Source organism: Shewanella sp. 10N.286.48.B5, from assembly GCF_002874355.2.
Taxonomy (GTDB): Bacteria; Pseudomonadota; Gammaproteobacteria; order Enterobacterales; family Shewanellaceae; genus Shewanella.
In genome coordinates this window covers 262,075-287,738 of sequence record NZ_MCVG02000002.1, presented here as the reverse complement: position 1 = coordinate 287,738, position 25,664 = coordinate 262,075, and the positions used below count along the sequence as shown (strand labels likewise).

Annotated in this window: 21 protein-coding genes and 4 tRNA genes; 18 read left to right on the top strand and 7 right to left on the bottom strand. The window is 42.3% G+C overall.

Annotated elements, in window-relative coordinates; all coding sequences use genetic code 11:
- Window positions 1-37 precede the first annotated feature (37 nt).
- From parE to parC, 3 genes are all read left to right on the top strand, one after another.
- Entirely contained in the window at window positions 38-1,924 is a 1,887-nt protein-coding gene (gene parE / locus BCU57_RS16085) for a DNA topoisomerase IV subunit B (RefSeq protein WP_102439947.1), read from the top strand.
- Window positions 1,925-2,033: 109 nt separating this feature from the next.
- A complete protein-coding gene (locus BCU57_RS16080; protein WP_102439946.1) occupies window positions 2,034-3,149 on the top strand; it encodes a PQQ-dependent sugar dehydrogenase in 1,116 nt (371 codons plus the stop codon).
- A gap of 18 nt (window positions 3,150-3,167) precedes the next feature.
- Complete coding sequence (gene parC / locus BCU57_RS16075; protein ID WP_102439945.1) at window positions 3,168-5,459, top strand: DNA topoisomerase IV subunit A; 2,292 nt, start codon at window positions 3,168-3,170, stop codon at window positions 5,457-5,459.
- A 130-nt stretch (window positions 5,460-5,589) separates the two neighbouring features.
- On the opposite strand, the gene BCU57_RS16070 is transcribed toward parC, so the two are convergent.
- Together BCU57_RS16070 and BCU57_RS16065 are read right to left on the bottom strand one after the other, a co-directional pair.
- A complete protein-coding gene (locus BCU57_RS16070; RefSeq protein ID WP_076539068.1) occupies window positions 5,590-5,784 on the bottom strand; it encodes a bacterioferritin-associated ferredoxin in 195 nt (64 codons plus the stop codon).
- Window positions 5,785-6,163: 379 nt separating this feature from the next.
- The gene (locus tag BCU57_RS16065) at window positions 6,164-7,090 is read right to left on the bottom strand and encodes a D-2-hydroxyacid dehydrogenase (RefSeq protein WP_102439944.1); all 927 of its coding nucleotides are present in this window, start codon (window positions 7,088-7,090) and stop codon (window positions 6,164-6,166) included.
- Window positions 7,091-7,125: 35 nt separating this feature from the next.
- Here BCU57_RS16065 and BCU57_RS16060 point away from each other — a divergent pair, with 35 nt between their 5' ends.
- Window positions 7,126-7,458 carry a DUF3392 domain-containing protein gene (locus tag BCU57_RS16060; protein WP_102439943.1) on the top strand — a complete coding sequence of 111 codons (333 nt, stop codon included), beginning with the start codon at window positions 7,126-7,128 and terminating at the stop codon, window positions 7,456-7,458.
- 32 nt (window positions 7,459-7,490) lie between these two features.
- Here the strand turns inward: BCU57_RS16060 and BCU57_RS16055 are convergent, their stop codons facing one another.
- The 5 genes from BCU57_RS16055 to rsgA all read right to left on the bottom strand — a co-directional run bounded on the left by BCU57_RS16055 (window position 7,491) and on the right by rsgA (window position 14,403).
- Window positions 7,491-8,234, bottom strand: coding sequence for a glycerophosphodiester phosphodiesterase (locus tag BCU57_RS16055; protein WP_102439942.1), 744 nt, complete (start codon window positions 8,232-8,234; stop codon window positions 7,491-7,493).
- Between the two features lie 4 nt (window positions 8,235-8,238).
- On the bottom strand, window positions 8,239-11,442 hold the full coding sequence (locus tag BCU57_RS16050) for a mechanosensitive ion channel domain-containing protein (protein WP_102439941.1): 3,204 nt from the start codon (window positions 11,440-11,442) through the stop codon (window positions 8,239-8,241).
- 52 nt (window positions 11,443-11,494) lie between these two features.
- Window positions 11,495-12,385 (bottom strand): DMT family transporter, encoded by an 891-nt coding sequence (locus tag BCU57_RS16045; RefSeq protein ID WP_241903573.1) that lies wholly within the window; start codon window positions 12,383-12,385, stop codon window positions 11,495-11,497.
- Window positions 12,386-12,420: 35 nt separating this feature from the next.
- Entirely contained in the window at window positions 12,421-13,281 is an 861-nt protein-coding gene (gene asd, locus BCU57_RS16040) for an archaetidylserine decarboxylase (protein WP_102439940.1), read from the bottom strand.
- Between the two features lie 66 nt (window positions 13,282-13,347).
- Complete coding sequence (rsgA, locus tag BCU57_RS16035) at window positions 13,348-14,403, bottom strand: small ribosomal subunit biogenesis GTPase RsgA (RefSeq protein WP_102439939.1); 1,056 nt, start codon at window positions 14,401-14,403, stop codon at window positions 13,348-13,350.
- Between the two features lie 113 nt (window positions 14,404-14,516).
- On the opposite strand from rsgA, the gene orn reads away from it, so the two are divergent.
- The 14 genes from orn (at window position 14,517) to hflC (ending at window position 25,352) form a co-directional block, all read left to right on the top strand.
- The gene (orn, locus tag BCU57_RS16030; protein WP_102439938.1) at window positions 14,517-15,062 is read left to right on the top strand and encodes an oligoribonuclease; all 546 of its coding nucleotides are present in this window, start codon (window positions 14,517-14,519) and stop codon (window positions 15,060-15,062) included.
- Between the two features lie 128 nt (window positions 15,063-15,190).
- A tRNA-Gly gene (locus BCU57_RS16025) sits at window positions 15,191-15,266 on the top strand.
- Between the two features lie 92 nt (window positions 15,267-15,358).
- Window positions 15,359-15,434, top strand: a tRNA-Gly gene (locus tag BCU57_RS16020).
- 90 nt (window positions 15,435-15,524) lie between these two features.
- A tRNA-Gly gene (locus BCU57_RS16015) sits at window positions 15,525-15,600 on the top strand.
- A gap of 30 nt (window positions 15,601-15,630) precedes the next feature.
- Window positions 15,631-15,706 (top strand) — tRNA-Gly (locus BCU57_RS16010).
- A gap of 539 nt (window positions 15,707-16,245) precedes the next feature.
- Entirely contained in the window at window positions 16,246-16,701 is a 456-nt protein-coding gene (locus BCU57_RS16005; protein ID WP_102439937.1) for a hypothetical protein, read from the top strand.
- Between the two features lie 168 nt (window positions 16,702-16,869).
- On the top strand, window positions 16,870-17,331 hold the full coding sequence (gene tsaE, locus BCU57_RS16000; RefSeq protein WP_102439936.1) for a tRNA (adenosine(37)-N6)-threonylcarbamoyltransferase complex ATPase subunit type 1 TsaE: 462 nt from the start codon (window positions 16,870-16,872) through the stop codon (window positions 17,329-17,331).
- 78 nt (window positions 17,332-17,409) lie between these two features.
- The gene (locus BCU57_RS15995; RefSeq protein WP_102439963.1) at window positions 17,410-18,714 is read left to right on the top strand and encodes an N-acetylmuramoyl-L-alanine amidase; all 1,305 of its coding nucleotides are present in this window, start codon (window positions 17,410-17,412) and stop codon (window positions 18,712-18,714) included.
- 3 nt (window positions 18,715-18,717) lie between these two features.
- On the top strand, window positions 18,718-20,643 hold the full coding sequence (gene mutL, locus BCU57_RS15990) for a DNA mismatch repair endonuclease MutL (protein ID WP_102439935.1): 1,926 nt from the start codon (window positions 18,718-18,720) through the stop codon (window positions 20,641-20,643).
- Window position 20,644: 1 nt separating this feature from the next.
- Window positions 20,645-21,571 (top strand): tRNA (adenosine(37)-N6)-dimethylallyltransferase MiaA, encoded by a 927-nt coding sequence (miaA, locus tag BCU57_RS15985; RefSeq protein ID WP_102439934.1) that lies wholly within the window; start codon window positions 20,645-20,647, stop codon window positions 21,569-21,571.
- A gap of 96 nt (window positions 21,572-21,667) precedes the next feature.
- Window positions 21,668-21,934: an RNA chaperone Hfq gene (gene hfq / locus BCU57_RS15980; RefSeq protein WP_102439933.1), complete on the top strand. Its 267-nt coding sequence runs from the start codon at window positions 21,668-21,670 to the stop codon at window positions 21,932-21,934.
- A 19-nt stretch (window positions 21,935-21,953) separates the two neighbouring features.
- Window positions 21,954-23,273, top strand: coding sequence for a ribosome rescue GTPase HflX (hflX, locus tag BCU57_RS15975; protein WP_102439932.1), 1,320 nt, complete (start codon window positions 21,954-21,956; stop codon window positions 23,271-23,273).
- 33 nt (window positions 23,274-23,306) lie between these two features.
- The gene (gene hflK, locus BCU57_RS15970; protein ID WP_102439931.1) at window positions 23,307-24,458 is read left to right on the top strand and encodes an FtsH protease activity modulator HflK; all 1,152 of its coding nucleotides are present in this window, start codon (window positions 23,307-23,309) and stop codon (window positions 24,456-24,458) included.
- Window positions 24,459-24,461: 3 nt separating this feature from the next.
- Entirely contained in the window at window positions 24,462-25,352 is an 891-nt protein-coding gene (hflC, locus tag BCU57_RS15965; protein WP_102439930.1) for a protease modulator HflC, read from the top strand.
- Window positions 25,353-25,664 lie beyond the last annotated feature (312 nt).

Below are 25,664 nucleotides of genomic sequence, written 5' to 3'. Positions count from 1 at the left end.
GTAATATTGGGCCAATAATTGACCAAATGTGTGGACTATGAGCAATCAATATACTTCTGACGCTATCGAGGTTCTTAATGGACTCGACCCTGTTAAACGCCGTCCTGGTATGTACACCGACACCACCAGGCCGAATCATTTAGGTCAAGAAGTTATCGACAACAGTGTCGATGAAGCGCTCGCCGGTCACGCCTCAAAAATTGAAGTAGTATTGCACGCCGATAATTCATTGGAAGTGACTGATGATGGCCGTGGTATGCCTGTGGATATTCACCCTGAAGAAGGTATTCCTGGGGTTGAATTGATCCTCACTAAATTGCACGCCGGTGGTAAGTTCTCGAATAAAAATTACCAATTCTCTGGTGGTTTGCACGGGGTAGGTATTTCGGTGGTGAATGCCTTATCGACTCGGGTTGAAATTACCGTTCGTCGTGATGCTCAAGTGTATGATATGGCATTTGAAAATGGTGACAAGGTCGAAGACTTACGTGTTACCGGCACCTGTGGTCGTCGTAATACCGGTACCCGAGTTCATTTTTGGCCAGATGCCAGTTATTTTGACTCAGGTAACTTCTCGCTTACTAAGCTACTTTATTTATTGCGGGCTAAAGCTGTGCTTTGCCCTGGTTTACGGATTAAGTTTAGCAATAAGCAAAACGGTGAAGTACATGAGTGGTTTTACGAAAGTGGCTTAACTGATTACTTAAAAGAAGCGGTAAAAGATTCGGTCTTGTTACCTGAAGAGCCATTCATTGGTAGTTTTACCGGTAAAATGGACGCGGCAGAGTGGGCCATTACTTGGCTACCTGAAGGTGGAGATAGTTTGTATGAAAGTTACGTTAACTTGATCCCTACGCCACTTGGCGGGACTCACGTTAATGGTTTCAGACAAGGCTTATTGGAGTCGATGCGCGAGTTCTGCGAGTTTCGTAATCTGGTGCCTCGAGGCATTAAGCTCTCACCTGAAGATATTTGGGATAAAGCCTCATTTATTTTATCTATCAAAATGCAGGACCCACAATTTTCCGGTCAAACTAAAGAGAAGCTTTCAAGCCGTCAAAGCTCTGCCTTTGTTTCTGGTATTGTTCGTGATGCTTTCTCGCTATGGCTTAACTCTAATACCGAGCAAGCTGAACAATTAGCTGAACTTTGTATTAACAATGCTCAAAAACGCTTAAAAGCGGCTAAAAAAGTAGCCCGTAAAAAAGTTACTTCAGGGCCGGCTTTACCGGGTAAATTAACTGATTGTAGTGGCCAAGACCCAATGCGCGGTGAGCTATTTCTAGTGGAGGGTGACTCTGCGGGTGGTAGTGCTAAACAGGCGCGCGATCGTGAGTTTCAAGCGATTATGCCCCTTAGAGGTAAGATTTTAAATACCTGGGAAGTGGACGCGTCACAGGTATTAGCCTCGCAAGAAGTACATGATATCTCAGTCGCTATAGGCTGCGATCCAGACAGTGCTGATATTTCAGAGTTACGCTACGGCAAAATTTGTATTCTTGCTGATGCCGACTCCGACGGTCTGCATATTGCGACCCTATTATGTGCTTTATTTATGAAGCATTATCGTGTGTTGGTCGAGAAAGGCCATGTGTATATTGCAATGCCACCGCTGTTTCGTATCGATTTAGGCAAAGAAGTTTTTTATGCTTTAGATGAAGATGAAAAAAACGGTATATTAGACCGAATTGTGGCAGAAAAGAAAAAAGGCAAAGTGCAAGTCACTCGTTTCAAAGGTCTAGGTGAGATGAACCCATTGCAACTGCGAGAAACCACAATGGATCCTAATACCCGCCGTTTGGTGCAATTAACCATTGATGATAATGAAGACACAGTCGCACTCATGGATATGTTACTTGCGAAAAAGCGCTCGCCAGATCGTAAAATCTGGTTAGAGTCTAAAGGTGATCTAGCTCAGCTGTAATTTACTCAGTTTTATGCCCATAACAATTGCCCATAACGATTGCTGATAGCAATTGCTTATAACAACAATGAAGGCAAAAATTACTAAGATGTCGAACATAAAATTTAAAATGGACTTTAAGCAAGCTAAGACAGCGTTAAAGGCGTTGTCCGTGCTTGCTTTAACACAAATGACTGTGGTTAAAGCTTTTGCAGCCGACACCATGATGATTACTGTGACTAAAGGATTTGGGCTGACACTGTATGCCTCAGATTTAGGTGATGCCAAACAAATGGCAATGGGCACTAACGGCACCTTGTTTGTCGGCTCAAAAAAGAGCGGCACCATTTATGCTTTAGTCGACTCTGATAACGATGGTCAGGTAAACAAACGCTACCTAATTGGTAAAGGCTTAGAGTACCCAGAAGCTATCGCGTTTCATGACGGTGATTTGTATGTCGCTGATCAAGACCGTATTTTACGTTATCAAGATATTGAAGACCGCCTTAGGCGTCCTGGTAGACCCAAAGAGGTGTACTCAGGGCTGCCAAGTGTTGAGCGCAAACATGCTCGTGGGATGAAGTTTGGACCCGATGGCCGACTGTATATCTCTATTGGTTCTCCGTGTAATGTGTGTGAAGCAGAAGCGCCATTTAGCAGCATGTTAGCCATTGATATTAAGACGGGTGACACCGAACAAGTGGCATCAGGATTAAGGCGGGTTATTGGTTTTGACTGGTCGCCGAGCAGCGCTAAATTATGGTTTGCTGATCAAGGCCGAAATTGGATGGGTGATACCATGCCAGCCGATGAAATAAACCGCATAGACGTAAAGGGTAGCCATTTTGGTTTTCCCTATATTCATGGAACCAATGTTGTTGAGCCTTCTTTTAAGAAACCAGACAACCTCAATGTTTCAACACCAGAATTTGAATTACCAGCGCATGTGAAACCAACCAGCCTACTTTTTTATCAAGGTGATAATTTTCCTGAGCGTTACCATCATCAATTATTTGTTGCTGAAAATGGCTCGTGGAATCGCTCAAGTAAAATTGGTTATCAGGTGGTGATGTTAGCCCTTGAAGATGACCAAATTATCAAGCGCGAAAGAGTCGTCAGCTTTTTAGACGGTGAGTTTCCCGTTGCTAGACCTTATGACCTGATAAATGCACCCGATGGTGCAGTGTTCATCTCTGATGACCTAAAAGGCAATGTATATCGCTTGTTTTATAAAGCGCCAGAATAATCACAGGAATATTAACTAATGAGTGATGCGATTGAATTAAGCCTTGATGGTGTAGAGCAAATGCCCCTACGCCGTTTTACAGAAGAGGCTTATTTAAACTATTCAATGTACGTAATCATGGATCGTGCTTTGCCACATATTGGCGATGGTTTAAAGCCTGTTCAACGTCGTATTATTTACGCTATGAGCGAGCTTGGATTATCAGCTCAATCTAAGCCTAAAAAGTCTGCTAGAACCGTGGGTGACGTATTAGGTAAATACCATCCCCATGGTGACAGTGCGTGTTATGAAGCTATGGTATTAATGGCGCAGCCATTTTCCTATCGTTACCCCTTAGTCAAAGGTCAAGGTAACTGGGGGGCGCCAGACGACCCTAAGTCATTCGCAGCCATGCGTTATACCGAAGCGACCTTATCAAAATTTTCAGAAGTGCTTTTATCTGAATTAGGCCAAGGCACGGTTGAATGGGGCGTTAACTTTGACGGAACTTTAAAAGAGCCGAAATCATTGCCTGCACGCTTACCGCATATTTTATTAAACGGTATTACCGGTATTGCCGTGGGTATGGCAACCGATATCCCACCACACAATGTGCGTGAATTAGTGTCTGCGTGTGTGGAGTTATTGGATAATCCTAAAGCGGAACTTGAGCGCCTAATGGAGCTGGTACCAGGGCCAGATTATCCGACCCAAGCTGAAATTATTACCCCAAGTAAAGACATTGCCAAGATTTATGAAACAGGTCGTGGCTCGATTAAAATGCGCGCGGTTTACGAGATTGATAGCGGCGAAATTGTCATTACTTGTTTGCCACATCAAGCTGGTAGCGGCAAGATTTTAGAGCAAATTGCTAACCAAATGCAGGCTAAAAAGTTGCCGATGGTGGCAGATTTACGTGATGAATCTGATCACGAAAACCCAGTACGATTAATCATTGTGCCTCGCTCAAATCGTGTTGATTGCGATCAGTTAATGGCGCATTTGTTTGCCACTACGGATTTAGAAAAGAGCTTTCGAGTTAACTTAAATGTGCTCGGCCTTGATGGTCGCCCAAGGGTTAAAGGCCTGAAAGAGATGCTAACTGAGTGGCTCAGTTACCGCATCTCAACCGTGACCCGTCGTTTGCAATACCGTCTTGATAAGGTACTTGCAAGGCTGCATATTCTTGATGCTTTGATGATTGCCTTCTTAAATATTGATGAAGTCATCGAGATCATTCGCTTCAATGATGAGCCGAAAAAAGAGTTAATGTCACGGTTTGATTTATCAGATAAGCAAGCCGAAGCGATTTTAGAGCTTAAGTTACGTCATTTGGCCAAGCTTGAAGAATTTAAAATTAAAGGTGAGCAAGAAGAGTTAGCTGCAGAGCGCGATAAGCTGCAACTTATTTTGGGTTCTGAGCGCCGCTTAAAAACCTTAGTTAAAAAAGAGCTCATACAAGATGGTGAAACCTATGGCGATGATCGCCGCTCGCCTATCATTGAGCGTATTGAATCAAAAGCCTTAACTGAGCAAGAGTTGACCCCAGCAGAGTCAGTGACCGTAGTGTTATCTGACAAAGGTTGGGTACGCTGCGCGAAAGGTCATGATATTGATGGCGAAGGGTTAAATTATAAAGCCGGTGATAGCTTCTTATGTAGTGCCAGCGGTAAGAGTAATCAGCCATCAGTGTTTATCGACTCGACAGGGCGGGCGTTTGCAACCGATACACATACGCTACCTTCTGCTAGAAGTCAGGGTGAGCCAATCACGACACGGTTTAATTTAGCGCCAGGGGCGGTAATGCGCCATGTGTTGATGGGCGTTGATTCACAATGCTATTTATTAGCCAGTGATGCCGGTTACGGTTTTATCGGCTCTTATGCAGATATGGTGAGTCGTAATAAGGCTGGTAAAGCATTATTAAGCCTGCCTGCGAATGCGCAGTCCTTAGTGCCTAAATTGGTTAAAAAAGGCGTGCCTCAGTCAATTATGGCGATAACCAATGAAGGCCGAATGCTTATCTTTGATGTTGATGCCTTGCCGCAGTTATCGAAAGGTAAGGGTAACAAGATCATTGGTATTCCAACGGATCGCGCTAAGAGCAGAGAAGAGCTATTGATCCATCTTGATGTTATTCCACAAGAGGCGTCAGTTACCCTGTGGGCTGGTAAACGTAAGCTAACTTTAAAACCATCTGATCTTGAGCATTATCGTGGTGAGAGAGGCCGTAGAGGCGCGAAACTACCTCGTGGTTTACAACGGGTCGATAGTGTTGATATCGAGCTCGGTGCGCAAACGGATGCTGACATTGAGCCATCAAGCGATTAATCGCGCAGCAGAATAGCCATAAAAGAAAGACATAAAAAATGCTGCCAATGGGCAGCATTTTTTATGAGAATTTGATTTTAACCTGAGGATGAACTTAAGGCTTGAGTTAGCCTTGCTTTTTAGCAACAGCTTACGCCACTTCGTAAAATTTAGGTTCTACGTCAACTTGAGCCTGAATAATGTTGCTCGCCATACGTGCACATTTACCACATTGATCAGCAACACCTAAGCGTTTTTTAACATCAGCTAAAGAGCTATCGCCATGTTTGCTTACCGCTTCTTTAATTTGGGTATCAGTAATTCCGTGACAAAGACAAACGTACATAAAGCCTCTTCAATTAATCTGATTCATATCTTAACTTAGACAATTCATAAGGCTAAGAGATGATCGCTCGTTGACTATAATGCAATTCTAAATGAAAACCGTTCTCATTGCTAATAACTTTTTATCAATTTCTTAATTGGTGCCAAGAATATTAGTTATTAAAAATTGCTAACTTGCTCACAATTACTGCTGCAATGGGAGTTTAATGCCAATATCGGCGTTATCAATTGGATTAAAAGGAAGAGGTCTTAGGGTTTTCAAGTCGGGAGGATATAGACTCCAGAGGGGGTTACTTTTATTCAATATCAGCTCATCCATGAGATTTAAATTACAGTATGACTTAATTGTTAGGCATTATGCTGGCGGTTAATAATAAAGATTAATAGCCCTTAAAAAAATCGACCAGATGCTTTAAAGGTTGCTGTGTTGTCCATAAATGGAAGTTTTCAACGAACACTTCTACCACTTGTTCAGGAAAGCTTGGGGCGGCAATATGGGGGGTGATAATGGCATTAGGGCAATGCCAAATAGGGTGGTCTGCGGCTAATGGCTCTTGATTAAAGACATCAAGGATTGCGTTTTGTTGTGGCTTATTGAGTAATTGCGCAGCTAAGGCATCTAAATCGAGCACATTTCCGCGGCCAAGGTTGAACAGCACACATTCATCAGGTAGTAATGCCAGCATGGTTTTGCTTAATACATTCTCAGTTTCTAAGGTGCTAGGTAGCGTACTGGCGATGGTGTGTGCACTAGGCAAATAGTTAGCTAAGTGCTCAATAGTATCAACATGGTCAAAATGCGCCTTTGGCTCGCCGCTACGACTCAGGCCGGTAACCGTCATGCCGAAATGCTTCGCCGTTTTAGCAATATGCTGGGCAATCGAGCCGGTACCGAGTAACAGTAAGCCTTGGCCTTGTAAGGTTCTGTAGCTACCAGGGATCCATTGCTTATGTTGCTGCTGTTGTTTATATTTTGCATGCTCTCGCTGGTGGGCAAGTAAATAACCAAATAAATATTCACTCATCAAAGGGCCAAAAATCCCTTTGATATTGGTTAGGACGTAATCCCGTCGTTGTCTAGAACCTGTAAGGCGATCAACACCAGCAAAAGTGGATTGCATCCAAGTTAAGTTGCGACCTAAGTTAAGTAATGGCGCCGCAAGATGTGGCTCTGCAAACCAGATATCAGCCTCAGTAATACTACTAGGCTCATCGCCTAGAATTGTCAGATCCTTGAGGTGGTGAGCCGCTAATAATTGACGAAACCTGTCGTTATCTTGGGTTAACAATAATAACTTGTGTGCCATAAAATCCCTGTAAGTCGATTAAATTGAGGAAGTTAATGGATCAAATAATAGCATTTATTGCCCAGCTTGGCGCAATGCTTCATCCGTGGATGAGTGAAATTGCCACTGCGTTAGTGGCCTGTTGTATTGTGGTGTTTGCCACCGATATTAATCGGCTATTACGCAAGGCGTTATCGGGTCAGGGCTTTTTTGTCCGAACTTGGGTATTTGTACTGGTGAATGCTTTTGGTTACGGCTTAGGGATTGTCAGCGTTAGCCCGTGGTTAGCGAGGCAACTTAAATCAATGCCTTCACAATGGATGCTGTTACTGCTACTGGTGGCATTTTTTGCTGTTGGCGCTTGGGCGCAACGAAACAGGCAAGTTTAACGGTGTCACTTGCCTGTTGCTTTAGGGGGTATTTAGCCAAAGCATAAATGGTGGTCAGTTGCTTGAGAATCAGTGTCTTGTTGATTTAATTGCTGGATTACAGCGGCGGCTTTATCGGGATAGTTACTGAATATCCCATCTACGCCAATGGCGTTCAAAGCTTGAATGTCTTCGGCATTATCGACGGTGTAGACATAAATTTTAGCGCCGCGTTGATGGGCATCATTGACCATTTTATGGGTGACAAAATGTATATCAACATGGATAGAATAGGCATCAAGGGCTGATACTGATTCAGCATAGTTTAGCGGCACGCCCGCTAAAATGGGTGCCACTCTAGCATGGGGGAGATGTTGTTTAACCTCGAGTAAGTAAGGCTGATTAAATGATGAGATCAGTAGCTGATCTGGGCTAAAGCCAAGCTGCTCAATCATGTCGTTATAGCAAGCAATAAGAGGCGCGGCGGTGTGATAGCCTTTAAGCTCAATATTGACAATACAGCGACCTTTAATCAGGCCCATGACTTGCCATAGCGTCGGTAGTTTATGCTGCTTAATAGTCACATTATTGATAGTGTCTAAGCTACTTAGATGCACTAACCCTTGTCCTGAGGTTTTGGTTTCTAGGCGGCGATCATGAAATACAATCAGTTGCCCTTCCACATTATAAACATCAAGTTCAATGGCACTAACCTTTAACGCCAGTGCTTTTTCCATTGCCGCAAGGGTGTTTTCTACTTCATAACCACTCGCACCGCGGTGAGCAAAAATCAGCATTTATTTAACCTTTGATAATTTTATTAAATTCACGACTCTGACCATTATTGATATGGATTTCCATTTGTGGGTACGCCAATTCAACTTGGTTTTCTTTTAGTTTTTTACAAATACGTTTGTGAAGGTTATGCCTTAAGGGCCAACGATCGTTCATGTCTTTAGCATAGGATCTGACTTCATAATCTTGGGTGTGCTGGCCAAAACCTGCAAACCAGACTTCAGGCTCAGGGAAGGTCAATGATAAGTCACATTCTCTTACTGCTTGATGGAGTAAGGCTTCAACTTTTGATGGATCTGCATCACGCTGCACTGACACATAAACGATAACTCGGGTAATAGGATCAGATAACGACCAGTTGACCAGTTGTTCTGTAATAAAGGCTTTATTGGGGACAATAATCTCTTTTCTGTCCCAATCGACAATGGTTGTGGCTCGAATTTCAATTTTGCTGACGGTGCCGGTTAAGTCGCGAATGGTCACCGTATCGCCTATTCGAATCGGTTTTTCAAATAAGATAATCAAACCAGAAATAAAGTTAGCAAAAATTTCTTGTAAGCCAAAACCAAGGCCCACCGATAGCGCTGCAACAAGCCATTGTAATTTCGACCATTCAACCCCGACGGTGGAAAACCCGATTAACATGCCAAGAAATACCACCACGTAACTACTTACGGTGGTGATAGCAAACCCTGTACCTGGCGATAGCTCTAATCGTTGTAAAATGGTCAGCTCTAGTAAACCCGGCAGATTTTTAGCAATCATGGCGGAAAAGCCAACGGTGATAAAGGCAAACAGAATTGACTTTAAGGTGATCGGAATTTGCTGCTCTATACCGTTAACTACCGAATGGGTGCTCCATAAGGTAATGCCATCAAGGAAAGAAAACAGTGCAGTATGGGTTTGAGAAATAAGCCCAAGTAAACTAGCAAAAAAGGCTAAAATCAGTAGCGAACGTACTAACCCCAGCGACTGACTCGAGATAGTTTCCAGGTCGACTTTGGGCTCTTCATAGTTTTCAGAGACATCGGGGGTATTATTTAGTTCGCCACGCTCACGTTGCGCCAGTCTTTCTGCTCGTTTGGTTTTAGCGCGATCAAAGGCAATTAAACGGCGCTCGATTAGCATCCAACGCTTTAGTAGTTGGTACAACAATAAAAAGCCTAAGCCTAGCAATAAGGCTAATTGCAGCTGCAGTAATACTTGAAAGGCACTAAAATAGTAACCTATTAGGGCGAAAACAATGCTGGCGCAAGGCACTGTGATTAAAAATGCCCAAATGACTTTATGGAGTAATTTCATGTTCTTGCCATCATTGGCGTTGGCACGAAAATCATTAATAAAGGCATATAAATCTTTATATAGCATCAATAGCGAGATGGTGAATAAGAAAAATGCCAAACGACCAATACTGTTACGAATAAGCGAGCTATCAAGGGCTTCAGTAAAACCGATAATGCCAATTAATGGCCAGCTTAAGACAATAAAGCGCAGGGTTTTTTCTTGAAGGCGCCTAATTAAGGTTTCAGGTCTTCTAAAGTGACAGACTAAAATGCCATTATCACAGGCAAGTAATGCAAAGACTCGGTACACCAAGTAGCTGCCACCCACAGATAACACGCCAACCCCAATTGCATGCACCAAGTTCAGTTCTGAGGCAAATAAAATCCATCCAGCAAGTAGTACCGGTAATGGTTTTACTAGCGAATAACATAAACTTAGCGCCAAGGTTTTAGCGGTGTATTTGAATTTATCTTGGGTTACGTTACCCACATATTGACCATAATGTTCAATGGTTCTATTAAATTTAGGCGTCAATAAATCCTGGGCCATTAAGCACAATATCAAGGTGATCACCCACCAAGCCCAATATATATTTTGCTCTGCCCACGCTTGTTTAAGCAGTTGCCCTTGTTGGGTTTGCATCATCCATACGGTGGCATTCTTTAAGTCAATAAGCCACAAACCGGATATTGCCGCCGCATTGGGAACCCAAAATAAATGTTCATTGAGGGTGTTTTTAAGATCAAGATAAATCTGTGTTAGCTGCTCATAACTATTGCGCAGTTTAGCTTGCTCATTGAGGTATACATCATAGCTTTGTACTACTTGTTCGATTAGGCTTTGCTGAGAGGTAAGTAATTTTACTTGGGTATTATTAAGATACTTCTGATTGCTCAATTGTTGCTTATTTAACGCTTTTTGTTGCTCAGCCTGATAACGCTTTAGGCGTGAGTCAGCAACGGATGCCAGTAATTTATCTTGGTTTGTCGGCTTAGGTAAGGACTGCAGCATCTGTAAAAAACGGTCGCCAAATGCAGAGTTAGTTTCTACCCAGGTGATTTGCTCCTCAACATTAGCCAGCTGTAGCGCATGGGATTGGTATTGTTTCTCTGCTTTTTCTTGCAACTCGATGGTGTCTGAAATGGCATTATTTATACGGATTAATTCGTCAGCATACTGCTGATTTTGTGCGCTTATCTCTTGCGAGGCTTCATCGGCAAGTTGTTGCTCATCAATCAGGTTGTTGGCAATGGTATTGGCGGCTTTTTGTTGGCGATATTGATTGTTTTTTTGGTTTAACTGCTCAATTAATCGCTCTTGCTGGGCATGCTCTAAGCGCAAAAGCTGTAATTGCAGTTGCACGATTTGTTTTTGTTTAGGACCACTGGAGAGCTCAGAAGATAAGGTTGCGATATGTTGCTCAAGTAACTCAGATTGTAAGCTTTGCAGCTTGCCTAAAGGGGTATCCAAAGGCGCTTGTCGGGCACGCTTATGCTGATTTAAGGCTTCTTTGGCTTGGCGTATTAAGGTGGGTAAGGCTGTTTGTCTTTTATTAAGCTCAACTAACTGCAAGCTTAAATCATTTTCGGATTGTTTTTGCTCTGATAAATGGTAGTAAGCCATTGAGGCTTGTTGGCTAATATCAACATCGTCATTGATGATGATTGGCGCTGCGGGCTGATTGATTTTTGCAGTAATGCTGTTGATTGTGCCAGCACTTGTCGACTCAAGATCATCATAGCTTTGGGCTTCATTACGCAGCCTTGTGATACTTTGCTGGACATTGTCTATTTGAGTTGGAATGTCCACAACCGCGATTGTATTGGTATTTTTAGCAAAGCCCAAGCGCTTGTCTAACTGCAGCGGAGAGGTTGCAGAGGCAGTAAAAGAAATAATACAGAACAATAAAACCGCAATACGTATCATAGTTGGATGATTACTTAAGAGGGACTAATACAATGGTAACAAAAACCTGAGTTTACGCTTTATTTTTTTTATGATTTTGCTGAGTTTCGAAAATTGCGGTGGCTAAGATAATCAACCCTCCCACAGTGGTAGTGACATTGACTTGCTCATTTAACAATAGCAAGGCTAATACCGTGCCATAAAAGGGCTGCAGACATGAGACGAGTCCGACAGTTTTAGCGCTTAATTGACGCAGCGCTGAGGCAAATAAGGCGTGGGGGGCAGCGGTAAAAAATACCCCTAAAATGACAATTGTTGTCCACATTTCAGCCTTGATAGTATCTAATTCCACTTCTAACCACGGGCTTAACACGACTACAGCTACGAATGTTTGATAAAACATCGCCTGAGGGCCGCTATAACCACTGAAGTAGCGTTTATGGAGCAAATTGCGGCCAGTGAATAACGCAGCAGATAAAATACCTGTAGCAATGCCTAAGGTGACATCATTTTCGAGGTTGGCCTCGGGAATAAGTAACATCACTCCGATTAATACCACTAAACCTGAAATAACATCCACTAATTTAAGCCGTGTGTTATTGACTAGCGGCTCTATAAGCACAGTCATGACGGGGTAGGTGAAAAAAGCAATCATGCCAATGGCAACTGATGACAGTTGCATTGAGGCGAAATAGGTCACCCAATGCAAGCTAACAAGAATACCGAGGCCTAGGGCGACTAAGTAATGTTTGAATTGCTGTAATTGTAGCTTTTTCTTGCTTAATTTGACGATACAGCCAAGTGCAAAAAAGGCGATAACACAACGCAGTACTGTGATGTCTAGCGCATTGAGGGGGATAATTTTAGAAAATAGTGCAGTACCGCCAAATAGCAGTACTGCGATATGCAATTGAATTAACCCTGAGTTTGGATTCGATCCTTTGAAAGCGCCTGTTGGCATCATACTCGTTCAACTAACCATGTTGTGGGCAATAACGATTACTTTAAATGAGCGAAGGCTTGACCCATGCGTGTGGTTTGCGTTGGCTCAACGCCTTCGGCAAAGCTTTCAATAGCGTCTTGAGCAAATAACATTACTACGGTAGAGCCTAACTTAAAGCGGCCCATTTCGGCGCCTTTTTCTAACGTCAGTGCTTCAGGACCTTCAGTTGGGTAATCCCATGTGAAGACTTGCTTACCACAAGGCGGGGTCACTGTGCCTGCCCAAACAGTTTCAATACTTGCCACAATCGTTGCGCCAACTAATACCATGGCAAGTGGGCCTACTTCAGTTTCAAAAATAGCGACAACACGTTCGTTACGGGCAAATAGCCCTGGTACATTTTGCGCAGTTAACGGGTTAACCGAAAACAAATCACCAGGAATATAAGTCATTTTCGACAAGGTGCCAGTGATTGGCATGTGAATTCGGTGATAATCTTTGGGTGCTAAATAAATCGTTGCAAACTCGCCATCATTAAAACGTTCAGCATCCTTAATCTGACCGCCTAACAGGGCTAAGGTGGTGTAGTCATGGCCTTTTGCTTGGACAATTTTGCCAGCTTGTACTGGACCACATTGACTTACTGCGCCATCAACAGGGTGAGCGACTGTTTTCGCATCTTCAACAATTGGGCGAAGACCCGGTTTTAATGCGCGGGTAAAAAAGGCATTAAATGTTTTATAGGCTTCAGGCTCACTTTGAGCCGCTTCAGACATATCAATTTTATACTGCTTGATGAACCATCGAATACCTGCAGTGGTGATTGCGCCAGCTTCAGCGGCAGCAAGTTTACCCACAAGACGTGAAAGTAAGTGTTTAGGTAAGATGTATTGCAAAGCAATTTTAACAGAGTCCAATTGAATACCCTTTTGAGTTGTTGAGGTTGTTATAATATAACAGTTAATATTTGTACGTCAGCGACGTTACTCGTCAGCGGCGCGGAAGTGGCGAGCATGTCGCTGTTCATCTAGGCTGGCAATAATGCGCTGGTAATTACTAAATCTATCTTGGGTTATTTTCCCATCAGCTAGCGCCGCTTGCAAGGCGCAACCTGGATCATCACCATGTTTGCAGTCTCTAAACTTACAGGTACCGATGTAATCTCTAAATTCAATAAAGCACCAGCCTACGCGCGGGGCAGGTAAGTGCCATAGCGCAAACTCTCGTACACCTGGAGAGTCAATTAAGTCGCCGCCACTTTGAAAGTGAAGTAACTTTGCCGTCGTTGTAGTGTGCTGACCTAGGCCTGAGTTATTGGATACATCGCCAATTGCTAGCTCTGCATCAGGCATCAGTGCATTAATCAGCGATGATTTACCTACACCTGATTGCCCTGCAAATACGCTAATTTTATCAGCAAGTAAGGCTTTTATTTGATCAACACCTTCACCAGTATGGCTACTGACCATATAGACGGGGTAACCAATCTGGCGGTAACGCTCTAATGCCACTTCGACTTCTTCACGATTGTCATCGGTTAATAAATCCATTTTATTAAGAATGATGACTGGTGGAATATCGGTGTCTTCAGCGGCAACCAAGTAGCGGTCAATAATTTGGGTGGTAAAGCTGGGTAAAATCGACGATACAATCAAAATTTGATCAATATTGGCAGCAATGATTTTTACGCCATCATATAAATCTGGACGAGTTAGCGACGAAATCCGTGGATGAACCGCTTCAACAATGCCCCCAATACCACGATCGGTTTCATTGGCAAGGCGCACTAGCACTTTATCACCGGTTACAAGGCTAGTGATATTACGGCGAATATTACAACGGGCGACAGTGCCATCTTCGGTTTCAATATCAGCATGCTGACCGAAACGTGAAATAACAATACCCTGCTGTTCAGGCCCTAGTAGACTATCCTGTAACTCGTTAGCAGAATCTTGTGTGTCTTTGCGTTTTAGGCGCTTACTCTGATTGTCGCGCATTCTGCGCTTTTGACCTTGGCTAAGTGGTTTCTTTTTACTCACAGGCTAATCTTCATTAATTTGGTGTTTTTGTGTCGCTTAAAAAAACAGTATGATACACCCTCTTTAATAAAAAAGCCTGAATTATGGGCTTTTGACAGAATAAGGCAGATATTATGGCTGTAAACTCAAGCAATCTAATTTGGGTTGATTTAGAAATGACGGGTCTAGAACCTAGCGTCGATCGTGTAATTGAAATTGCCACTATTGTGACAGATCAAGAGTTAAACGTATTAGCCCAAGGCCCTGTGGTTGCGATTCATCAATCAGATGAAGTGTTAGCCGGTATGGATGAATGGAATCAAACTCACCATGGACAATCAGGTTTAATTGATCGCGTAAAGGCGAGTTCATACACTGAAGAAGATGCCATTAGACAGACGATTGCCTTTTTAGAGCAGTATGTGCCAAAAGGTGCGTCACCTATGTGTGGCAATACCATTGGCCAAGATCGCCGCTTTTTGAACAAGTACATGTTGGAGCTGGAAGAGTTCTTCCATTATCGCAATATTGATGTCAGTACGATTAAAGAGCTTACCAAGCGCTGGAAACCGGAAGTGATGGATGGGCTGACTAAGAAGAATACCCACCAAGCTTTAGAAGATATCAAAGAATCTATCGAAGAATTGCAGTTTTATCGCCGCGAAGTATTTAAAATTTAACCGATCAGACTTTTTTTTTGAAATAAGGGTTGCAGTGTAGTGAATATTACATATAATGCGGCCTCAACTTTTTACAGTAAGAGTCATTACTGCAAGAGGTTGAAGTTTGAAAGTTGAAACACCAAAATGCGACATTAGCTCAGTTGGTAGAGCGATACCTTGCCAAGGTATAGGTCATCAGTTCGAACCTGATATGTCGCTCCAATTTTCAAATTAAAATTTATGTGCGAAATTAGCTCAGTTGGCTCTGGTTCAAACGATACCTTGCCAAATGTTTTGATAAAGCATTAAGTGATGCGACATTAGCTCAGTTGGTAGAGCGATACCTTGCCAAGGTATAGGTCATCAGTTCGAACCTGATATGTCGCTCCAAATTTTAAAATTGATTTGATATGCGACATTAGCTCAGTTGGCAGGTTGAAAGACGATACCTTGCTAAGTGAATTAAAAAAGCAAATAGATGCGACATTAGCTCAGTTGGTAGAGCGATACCTTGCCAAGGTATAGGTCATCAGTTCGAACCTGATATGTCGCTCCAATTTCAAAAGCTTCAAAATAAAATTGATATGCGACATTAGCTCAGTTGGTAGAGCGATACCTTGCCAAGGTATAGGTCATCAGTTCGAACCTGATATGTCGCTCCAATTTCTCATCTTAAGAAAATCATTCCTTTCAAATAAAAAAATAAACCCACTCTTAGCTCAGTTGTGCTTTTAGAAATAGTGATACCTTTTTTATTGCCAAGGTATAGGTCATTAGTTCGAACCACTTTTGATGAACAGACAGGTCGCTCCAATTTCTCATCTTAAGAAAATCATTCCTTTCAAATAAAAAAATAAACCCACTCTTAGCTCAGTTGTGCTTTTAGAAATAGTGATACCTTTTTTATTGCCAAGGTATAGGTCATCAGTTCGAACCACTTTTTATGAACAGACAGGTCGCTGCAGTTTCTCCCTGCGTTCAAAATGTCTCGGTTTACCCCCCCCGCTTGCACAATATTTATGCATTGTTTAGGGTGCTGTAGCTGGGTGTTGTTTCATTGTTGCTAAATTACTTGTTTTTTATATGCAAAATATGAACTCGCTCAAATATTCTCAACTTTTTTTCAACCATAATAAATACAAGCTTTTACAATCTTATTTTTACTGACCGCCAAAGGGCGGTGACAGATGGAGTGTTTATTATGCGTATCCAACAATTAAGTGAAGTGCTTGAGTTCATTGCCAAGTCACGCTTAGACATGGGTCAGCTTTATGGCCGACTACACCGCAATGCAGACTCTACAAGAGTAAAAATGATGTTGGAATATCTACAGCAACACCAACAGCATGTGCATGACAGTATTGAAAATTATATTGATGAAGCACCAAAGCGTATGCTTGAAACTTGGTATAAAGACATCACCTTCGAAGACTTTGAAAAACGCTGCCAAGACTCGACTCTAGCAGCCAATATGAGTGAAGATGATGTACTCGAGATGCATCTTGATTTAGAAAACCGTTTGATTGGTTTTTTAGAAAAAACCGCTAACAGCACTGAGGTCACTGAAATCAAAGATGCTTTATTAGATTTAGTTCGTGTGGAGAAAACCCAGCAGAAACGTATGGTACATAGCGCATTACGGATGGAAGATATCTAAAATCCGGTTTTCCAGCGTCAATTTTATGTTAATATTTATATATAGAGCCAGCTATCAAGCTGGCTTTATTTTTTTAGGCCATCAAATAGCGCAATAGGCTAAGAGGTTAGTATTCTCAGCTATATTGCAGTTTTATATGATTAATCTCCCAAGTGCTGGTAAGTTAACATGACTTCGATTAAAAAATATCTTAAAGATGAGCAAGCAACGATTGATCTTGGTGTTGAATTATCTTTGTGGGTTTCAGCCCCATTAGTGATTTATTTAACTGGTGATCTCGGTGCAGGTAAAACCACCTTAAGCCGTGGTTTGATCCAAAGTTTAGGTCATGATGGCAATGTAAAGAGTCCAACCTATACCCTAGTTGAGCCCTATGAGCTCAAGGGAATGCAAATTTATCATTTTGACTTATATCGTTTGCTTGATCCTGAAGAGCTTGAATTTATGGGGATCCGCGATTACTTTACTGATAACACTATTAGTATTATCGAGTGGCCAGATAGAGGGCATGGCTTATTACCTGAAGCCGATGTTGCCATTCATTTAAGCTATGACGGAGAGCAACGACAGGTGGAGCTCACTGGCATGACAGGAGCTGGTAATCAGCTTGTCGCTAAGCTTTATAACTAATTAGTTCATAATAAGCTTTAAAAACAAACGCTAGTAAGCATAAGTCAATTAACTAAAATAATAATGACCCTAGAAAAAATGACACGATTTATAATCTTCATATGTTTATTATTCTGCTCCTTACAGGTTGCAGCTAATAAACTTGAAAGTGTGCGAATTTGGGATGCCCCGCAATCAACCCGAGTGGTATTTGATTTGTCTTCGGCACCTGATTATAGCTATTTTGTGCTAACAAACCCCCAGCGTTTGGTTATCGACTTAAAACAAGCTTCAACCAATGTGAAGCTTGCTGATATTGCTAAAGAGAGCAAGTTGATCAAAAAAGTGCGTATTAGTTCCCCTCCCAAAAAAGGCACTTTACGTGTGGTGCTTGATTTAAACTCACCAGCAAAGCCGAATTTGTTTGCCCTGACACCGACAGCCCCTTACGGTAATCGTTTAGTGGTCGATTTAGATAACTCTGCCAGTAAAAGTGCAGCGGTACAGTCGGTGGTGCACACTAGCAAGCGCTCTACCGATGTGATTGTCGCTATCGATGCAGGCCATGGCGGCGAAGATCCTGGTTCAATCGGCCCCAAAGGCACCTATGAGAAAAAGATTGTACTTGAGATCTCCAAACGTCTTGCACGAGAAATTAATAAAACACCAGGAATGAAAGCGGTGATGACCCGCACTGGCGATTATTTTGTCAATTTAAATCAACGCTCGGAACTGGCTAGAAATAGTCGAGCTGATTTACTGATTTCTATTCATGCAGATGCATTTACGTCACCACAACCTAATGGGGCATCGGTATGGGTATTATCAAAGCGCCGTGCCAATACCGAGATTGGTCGCGTATTTGAGGATAAAGAAAAGCATTCCGAGCTATTAGGTGGCGTTGGAGACATAATTCAAAACTCCGATAGTGAACAGTATCTTGTGATGACCCTAATCGATATGTCGATGGACCATTCTCTGGCTGAAAGTCATCATATTGCCAGTGATGTATTATCAGGTTTAGGTAAAGTGACTAAACTACATAAGAGTAAACCAGAGCATGCGAGCTTTGCTGTTTTAAAGTCGACTGATATTCCCTCTATTTTGGTGGAAACTGGTTTTATCTCTAACCCTAGAGAAGAAGGGTTATTGTTAAATGGTAACCATCAACAAAAGTTAGCTAATGCGATCCATAAAGGTGTGCTGAAATATTTTGCCGCTAACCCACCTTCAGGCACCTTATTGGCGAAACAGAGTAACACTAAGCATACAGTAAGAAGTGGCGAATCTTTATCGGTTATTGCCCAGCGATATAAAGTCAGCATAGCCAGTATTCGAAAAACCAACAACCTTAAATCAGATGTCCTACGGATAGGCCAAAAGCTGGTTATTCCAAGAGCGTAAATTATGGCTATTCAAATTTTACCACCACAGCTTGCTAACCAAATTGCTGCCGGCGAAGTGGTTGAGCGTCCTGCATCTGTAGTTAAAGAGTTGGTTGAAAATAGCCTTGATGCTGGCGCAACCCGGGTGGATATCGAAATCGACAAAGGTGGCAGTAAGCTCATTAAAATTAGGGACAATGGTAAAGGCATTTCAAAGGAAGAGTTAGCCTTAGCCTTATCTCGTCACGCGACCTCAAAAGTACACTCCCTTGATGACTTAGAAGCCATTTTAAGTTTTGGTTTTAGAGGCGAGGCCTTAGCCAGTATTAGCTCTGTCTCCCGTTTAAGCCTAACATCAAAACCTGCTGAGCAAACTGAAGCGTGGCAAGCCTACGCTGCAGGCTCGCAAATGGACGTTAAAGTGACGCCCGCTGCGCACCCTAAGGGCACTACCATTGAAGTGGTGGATTTATTCTTTAATACCCCTGCCAGACGACGCTTTTTGAAAAGTGATAAAACCGAATTCACCCATATTGATGAATGGTTAAAACGCATTGCCATCGCCAGAACCGATGTGCATTTTACCTTAACCCATAATGGTAAGTTGGCGCGTCAATATCGAGCGGCCAATACTGAAATTCAATACAAACAGCGTCTTGGGCAAATTTGTGGTCGGGCTTTTGCCGAGCATGCTCTGCACCTAGAATGCCAGCATGATGGCTTGATATTATCGGGTTATTTGCAGTCACCAAATGACTTACAACCGACTGATAGCTGCTATTTTTATGTCAATGGCCGTTTAGTGCGAGACCGATTAGTTAACCATGCGGTAAAGCAGGCATTTGGTCAGTTTCAAGTTCAGCATCAACCGGGTTATGTGTTGATGCTTGAGCTGGATCCGCATCAGGTTGATGTCAATGTACATCCAGCAAAGCATGAAGTGCGTTTTCATCAAAGCCGATTAGTGCATGACTTTATTTTACAGGCATTGCAGTCTGTTTTAGCGCAAATACCTGAATTAGATCTCGGTATAGCTAACAAACCTACAGGCGCGCAAACTGGTATTGGCGAGGAAATTGGTCATTCATCAGAGGCAGAAATAAGCAATTGGCAGCAAGTAAGTCAAGACATGCCGCAAAGTCGGGGATCTGCCACTCAATTACATCAACCTAGAGAGTTATCGAGCAGCCGCTTTGGCAGCATGTCGGTGCCAGCGCAGGGCTATCAACACCAAAGCCATCAACCACAGCATAATGCAGCTACCGGAAGCACAGGAGCTACAAGCAGTGGCAATAATCCCTATAGCGGTGGTAGAACAGCTGACACGGTAGAAATAACCCCAACGGCTATCGCTAATTATGGACAATTACTGCAAACCCAAGCTGGAAATTCTTCATTAACGCAAATTAATGAGACAAATCTGTCTGCGCATATCACTATGCCGTCTATTGTTGATGGTCGCTTCTGGGTGATGGTTACAGGTCAGCAGATTTTATTAGTTGATATCGCGCAAGTTTCTATTTTTGTTACAAAATTAGAGATACAGACTAAAATAACAACAGGGCTTGTGGGTCAGCCATTATTAATGCCGGTTTCAATTGAAGCCGATGTTGACTGGAAAATTATCCTTGAAGAGCGAGAGCAGTTATTACGTAGGTTAGGATTAACCCTTTCAATCCGCTACCAACAGTTGATAATTAAGAATGTGCCCCCATATCTCAGAGATACCCAATTAGCTGTGTTGATCCCAGAATTATTAGATTGGATTAAATTAGAGCAGCCATCGGATGAAGCGTTGGCGTTGTGGATGGCAAAACAGCAAGCAAATCATTTTTCAGCCGCAGCTGAAGTGTGGCTTCAATATAGCCAATTAACCGCAGAGCAGCAGCAAATGCAGTTATCAAAGGCGAAATCATTGCCATGGCAATCCTGGTTAGAAGAGAATTAATGTGAACCAACTCAAACAGCCCAAAGTATTGTTTTTAATGGGGCCAACCGCTTCAGGAAAAACGGCTTTAGCAATTGAAATGGCCCAGCAGCATAATTGTGAAATTATCTCTGTTGATTCGGCATTAATCTATCGTCAAATGGATATTGGCTCAGCCAAACCTGATGCCGATGAGCTAGCCTTAGCGCCTCATCGTTTAATTGACATTCTCGACCCCAGTGAAAGTTACTCTGCGGCAGATTTTCGTCGCGATGCATTAATTGAAATAGAAGATATAATTAGTCGTGGTAAGACCCCTTTATTGGTAGGGGGGACTATGATGTACTTTAAGGCATTGCTTGAAGGCTTGTCACCGTTACCTGCTGCAGATGAGCAGATCAGAGCGCAAATTATGCAAGAGGCAGAAGAGCAAGGTTGGGATGCATTACATCAACAACTTTGCCAAGTTGATGCCACAGCAGGGGCAAGAATTCATCCTAATGATCCCCAGCGGCTATCTCGCGCTCTAGAAGTATACAGAATTACGGGTAAATCGATGACTGAGCTAACGGCAACAAAGTCAGCGCCGTTACCCTATGATGTGATGCAATTTGCGATAGCGCCACATGAGAGAAAAGTATTACATGAATTGATCGCAAAAAGATTTAAACTAATGATGCAAAATGGTTTTATCGACGAAGTTCAACGATTAAAAGATCGCAAAGACTTACATTTAGATATGCCATCTATGCGTTGTGTCGGCTACCGACAGTGTTGGCAGTACCTCGATGGTGAATTTGACTACGAGACTTTAATAGAAAAAGGCACCGCTGCCACTAGGCAATTAGCCAAACGTCAATTAACATGGTTAAGAAGTTGGCCCGAGTTACATTGGCTTGAAAGTGGCGCCGAAGGAAATTTAGTTACACTTATGCAACATTCTAGCTAGCTAATTAGCTGTTGCTGTATAATACTAAAACTAAACAATAAAACATTCTTCAAAAATTCAAAAAATTTATTTTGAAAATAAAAAAAGGAAATTGAAATGGCTAAGGGGCAATCTTTACAAGACCCATTTTTAAACGCTTTGCGTCGTGAACGTGTACCAGTCTCTATCTATTTAGTGAATGGTATTAAACTACAAGGTCAAGTTGAGTCATTCGACCAATTCGTTATCTTGTTAAAAAATACAGTAAGCCAAATGGTTTACAAGCACGCTATTTCAACTGTTGTACCAGCACGCCCATTTAATGTGGCTGCACAAGGTACTCAGAGCTATACCCCAAATGATGAAGCACCTGCATCAGAATAATATTTAAGGAGTTTACTACTTGTTTGATCGCTATGAAGCGGGTGAAACCGCAGTACTTGTTCACATTGACTTTTCTGACGACGAGCGTAGAGAAGACATTACAGAGTTACAATTATTAGTCGAATCAGCAGGAGTACGCTCTGTTGGTGTTATTACTGGAAGTCGGCGTTCACCAGATCGAAAGTTTTTTGTTGGGTCAGGGAAAGTAGAAGAGCTTGCAGCTATGGTTGCAGCTACAGAAGCTAAAGTGGTGATTTTTAATCATGCACTGAGTCCAGCTCAGGAAAGAAATTTAGAACAGATCTGTCAATGCCGAGTGTTAGACAGAACAACGCTGATTTTAGATATTTTTGCTCAAAGAGCGAGAACACACGAAGGTAAGTTGCAAGTGGAGCTAGCGCAATTGCGCCACATGTCGACGCGCCTTATTCGTGGTTGGACTCACTTGGAGAGACAAAAAGGTGGTATTGGTATGCGTGGCCCGGGTGAAACCCAGCTCGAAACCGATAGACGTTTACTTCGTGGACGGATTAAAAGTATTAATCGCCGACTTGATAAAGTAGACAAACAACGTGAACAAAGTCGACGTTCACGAAAGCGCAGTGACTTATCCACTGTGTCATTGGTGGGTTACACCAATGCGGGAAAATCGACCTTGTTTAATGCGTTAACCGCCTCAGAAGTTTATGCCGCAGATCAATTGTTCGCCACACTTGATCCTACTCTGCGTAAATTGAATTTACCTGACGGAGCAGTTATTTTAGCTGATACAGTTGGGTTTATTCGTCATTTACCTCACGACTTAGTCGCAGCATTTAAAGCAACCTTGCAAGAAACACGTCAAGCTGATCTGTTATTGCATATTGTTGATTGTGCTGATGAGAATATGACGGAGAATTTTGATCAAGTTCAAAATGTGCTTGAAGAAATTGAAGCAGATACTATTCCACAATTGGTCGTTTGTAATAAAATCGACTTATTGGAAGATTTTGTGCCTCGCATCGATTACGACGATGAAGGTAAGCCAGAGCGAGTCTGGGTATCTGCACAAAAACAAATTGGATTTGAATTGCTCTTGCAGGCTATCAACGAGTTAATCGGTGAAGTCATTATAGAGCAGGCATTGAAAATTCCAGCTACGGCTGGACATTATCTTGGCCAGTTTTATCGACTGGACGCGATACAGCAGAAAGAGTACGACGATCTGGGGAACTGTATTTTGTCTGTTCGTTTATCGGATGCCAATTGGCGCCGATTAACAAAACAGAGTCAAGGCGAATTAGAGACGTTTATATTTGAGGATTCTTCTGAAGAATCAGACGTAGACGTTATTTGCTAATATCATTTATTTCATCCACTTATGGAGTGCTAAATGGCTTGGAATGAGCCCGGTAACAAGGGAAAAGACCCTTGGGGAAACAAAAACAGTAACGACAAAGGCCCACCAGATCTAGACGAAGTATTTCGTAACCTTTCAAAGCGCTTCGGCGGTGGTAAAGGTGGTTCAGGTGGATCTTCTAGCCCTTCTTTTAACCCAATGAGCCTTATTGTAGTTTTGGTGATTGGTTTAATTATTTGGGGTGGTTCAGGCTTTTATACCATTAAAGAGGCAGAGCGAGGCGTAACCTTACGTTTTGGTCAGCATTCTGGTGAAGTTGGTCCTGGTTTACATTGGAAAGCAACTTTTATTGATGAAGTGTTTCCGGTAAACATTAAAGCAGTGCGCTCTATTCCTGCATCAGGCAGCATGTTAACGGCTGATGAAAACTTAGTGAAAGTGGAACTTGATGTTCAGTATCGAGTGGATGATGCTTATTCTTACTTGTTTAGTGCAGTTGATGCAAATGAGAGTTTGAGTGAAGCAACAGACAGTGCGCTTCGTTATGTGATTGGGCATAACACTATGGATGACATTTTGACTACTGGTCGTGATGCTATTCGTCGTGATACTTGGGCTGAACTTGAGCGTATTCTTGAGCCGTATAAGCTTGGTTTATCAATTCAAGATGTCAACTTCTTACCAGCGCGTCCGCCTGAAGAAGTGAAAGATGCATTTGATGATGCTATTTCTGCACAAGAAGATGAACAGCGTTTCATTCGCGAAGCAGAAGCTTATGCGCGTGAAATTGAGCCTAAAGCACGTGGTCAGGTTGAGCGTATGGCGCAACAGGCTAGCGCGTATAAGCAACGTGAAGTCTTAGAAGCTCAAGGTAAGGTTGCTCGTTTCGAAAAACTTTTGCCTGAGTATCAAATGGCACCAGAAGTGACCCGTAAACGTTTATACCTTAATGCGATGCAAGAGGTCATGGCAGATACTAACAAGGTACTAATTGATACTAAAAACAATGGTAATTTAATGTATTTACCATTAGACAAAATGATGGGTAATCAAGCTAAAACTATGCCTGCAGAGCCAGTTGTTGAAACGCATGTGAACACGCCTTCAAATAATTCGCTTACGTCTTCTATGCCAGTTGATGGACGTCAGACTCGTGAGTCTCGTTCACGCCAAGGGAGGGACTAACTCATGGGTAGAATAGGACTGATTGTTCTGGTAATCATTTTAGGTGTTGGTTTTTCATCTGTTATGGTCGTTAACGAAGGTGAACGTGCTATCGTTTCTCGCTTTGGTGAGATCTTAAAAGATAACGTTGAAGGTCAACCTGTCACGCGTGTATTTGCACCAGGTTTACACTTTAAAATTCCAGCAATAGATAAAGTAAAATATCTAGATGCGCGAATTCAGACCTTAGATGGCGCTGCAGATCGTTTTGTTACTTCAGAGAAAAAAGACCTTATGGTTGACTCTTATGTTAAGTGGCGTATTAGCGATTTTGAAAAGTTTTACCTGTCCACTGGTGGCGGTAATGTTGCAACAGCTGAAAGCCTGTTACAGCGTAAAATCAACAATGACTTACGCACAGAGTTTGGTCGTCGTACTATTAAAGAAATTGTTTCAGGTGAACGTGATGAGTTGCAGATTAATGCACTTGAAAACGCATCTGAAAGCTCACAAGATCTTGGTATCGATGTGGTTGATGTGCGCGTTAAGCAAATCAACTTACCTGCCAACGTAAGTAGCAGTATCTTCCAGCGTATGCGTGCTGAACGTCAAGCTGTAGCAAAAGAGCATCGTGCACAGGGTAAAGAGCAATCTGAAATCATCCGTGCAACTATTGATGCTAACGTGACAGTTAAAGTGGCTGAAGCAGAACGTAAAGCATTAACGGTTCGTGGTGAAGGTGATGCATTATCTGCGAAGATTTATGCTGATGCTTATAACAAAGATGCTGAGTTTTATGGTTTCTTAAGAAGTCTTGAAGCTTACAAGGCGAGTTTCGCTGGCAATAGTGATGTTATGGTTTTAGAACCTGACAGTGATTTCTTCAAATACATGAAATCTATCGATGGTAAATAAGCCAACATTTCATTAATTGAAATTTAGCGTTAATTAAAAACCCGGTTTATACCGGGTTTTTTGCGTTTTGAGATTGTGCAGCGAAATAAATTGAATTTCTGCCAGTTGATACCATTAATCAGCTGTGACTAATTTAGATAGCGTATGTTTCATTAAATATTGTTTATTTACAGCAATTTAACTATTTTGTTTGTTCTTATCTTCATAACAACTGAACAAATCGGTAGCTTATTTTTTGCTCATCGCAAAAAAAACACGCAAATCCCGTAACTTAGTTGTGTGAATTACTATGATCTGGTTCTAATTTTTCGC

Bases quoted from the DNA above. Each gene is read 5' to 3' on its own strand.
- parE (WP_102439947.1), top strand. From the start codon at position 38: ATGAGCAATCAATATACTTCTGACGCTATCGAGGTTCTTAATGGACTC.
- BCU57_RS16080 (WP_102439946.1), top strand. From the start codon at position 2,034: ATGGACTTTAAGCAAGCTAAGACAGCGTTAAAGGCGTTGTCCGTGCTT.
- parC (WP_102439945.1), top strand. From the start codon at position 3,168: ATGAGTGATGCGATTGAATTAAGCCTTGATGGTGTAGAGCAAATGCCC.
- BCU57_RS16070 (WP_076539068.1), bottom strand. From the start codon at position 5,784: ATGTACGTTTGTCTTTGTCACGGAATTACTGATACCCAAATTAAAGAA.
- BCU57_RS16065 (WP_102439944.1), bottom strand. From the start codon at position 7,090: ATGGCACACAAGTTATTATTGTTAACCCAAGATAACGACAGGTTTCGT.
- BCU57_RS16060 (WP_102439943.1), top strand. From the start codon at position 7,126: ATGGATCAAATAATAGCATTTATTGCCCAGCTTGGCGCAATGCTTCAT.
- BCU57_RS16055 (WP_102439942.1), bottom strand. From the start codon at position 8,234: ATGCTGATTTTTGCTCACCGCGGTGCGAGTGGTTATGAAGTAGAAAAC.
- BCU57_RS16050 (WP_102439941.1), bottom strand. From the start codon at position 11,442: ATGATACGTATTGCGGTTTTATTGTTCTGTATTATTTCTTTTACTGCC.
- BCU57_RS16045 (WP_241903573.1), bottom strand. From the start codon at position 12,385: ATGATGCCAACAGGCGCTTTCAAAGGATCGAATCCAAACTCAGGGTTA.
- orn (WP_102439938.1), top strand. From the start codon at position 14,517: ATGGCTGTAAACTCAAGCAATCTAATTTGGGTTGATTTAGAAATGACG.
- BCU57_RS16005 (WP_102439937.1), top strand. From the start codon at position 16,246: ATGCGTATCCAACAATTAAGTGAAGTGCTTGAGTTCATTGCCAAGTCA.
- tsaE (WP_102439936.1), top strand. From the start codon at position 16,870: ATGACTTCGATTAAAAAATATCTTAAAGATGAGCAAGCAACGATTGAT.
- BCU57_RS15995 (WP_102439963.1), top strand. From the start codon at position 17,410: ATGACACGATTTATAATCTTCATATGTTTATTATTCTGCTCCTTACAG.
- mutL (WP_102439935.1), top strand. From the start codon at position 18,718: ATGGCTATTCAAATTTTACCACCACAGCTTGCTAACCAAATTGCTGCC.
- hfq (WP_102439933.1), top strand. From the start codon at position 21,668: ATGGCTAAGGGGCAATCTTTACAAGACCCATTTTTAAACGCTTTGCGT.
- hflK (WP_102439931.1), top strand. From the start codon at position 23,307: ATGGCTTGGAATGAGCCCGGTAACAAGGGAAAAGACCCTTGGGGAAAC.
- hflC (WP_102439930.1), top strand. From the start codon at position 24,462: ATGGGTAGAATAGGACTGATTGTTCTGGTAATCATTTTAGGTGTTGGT.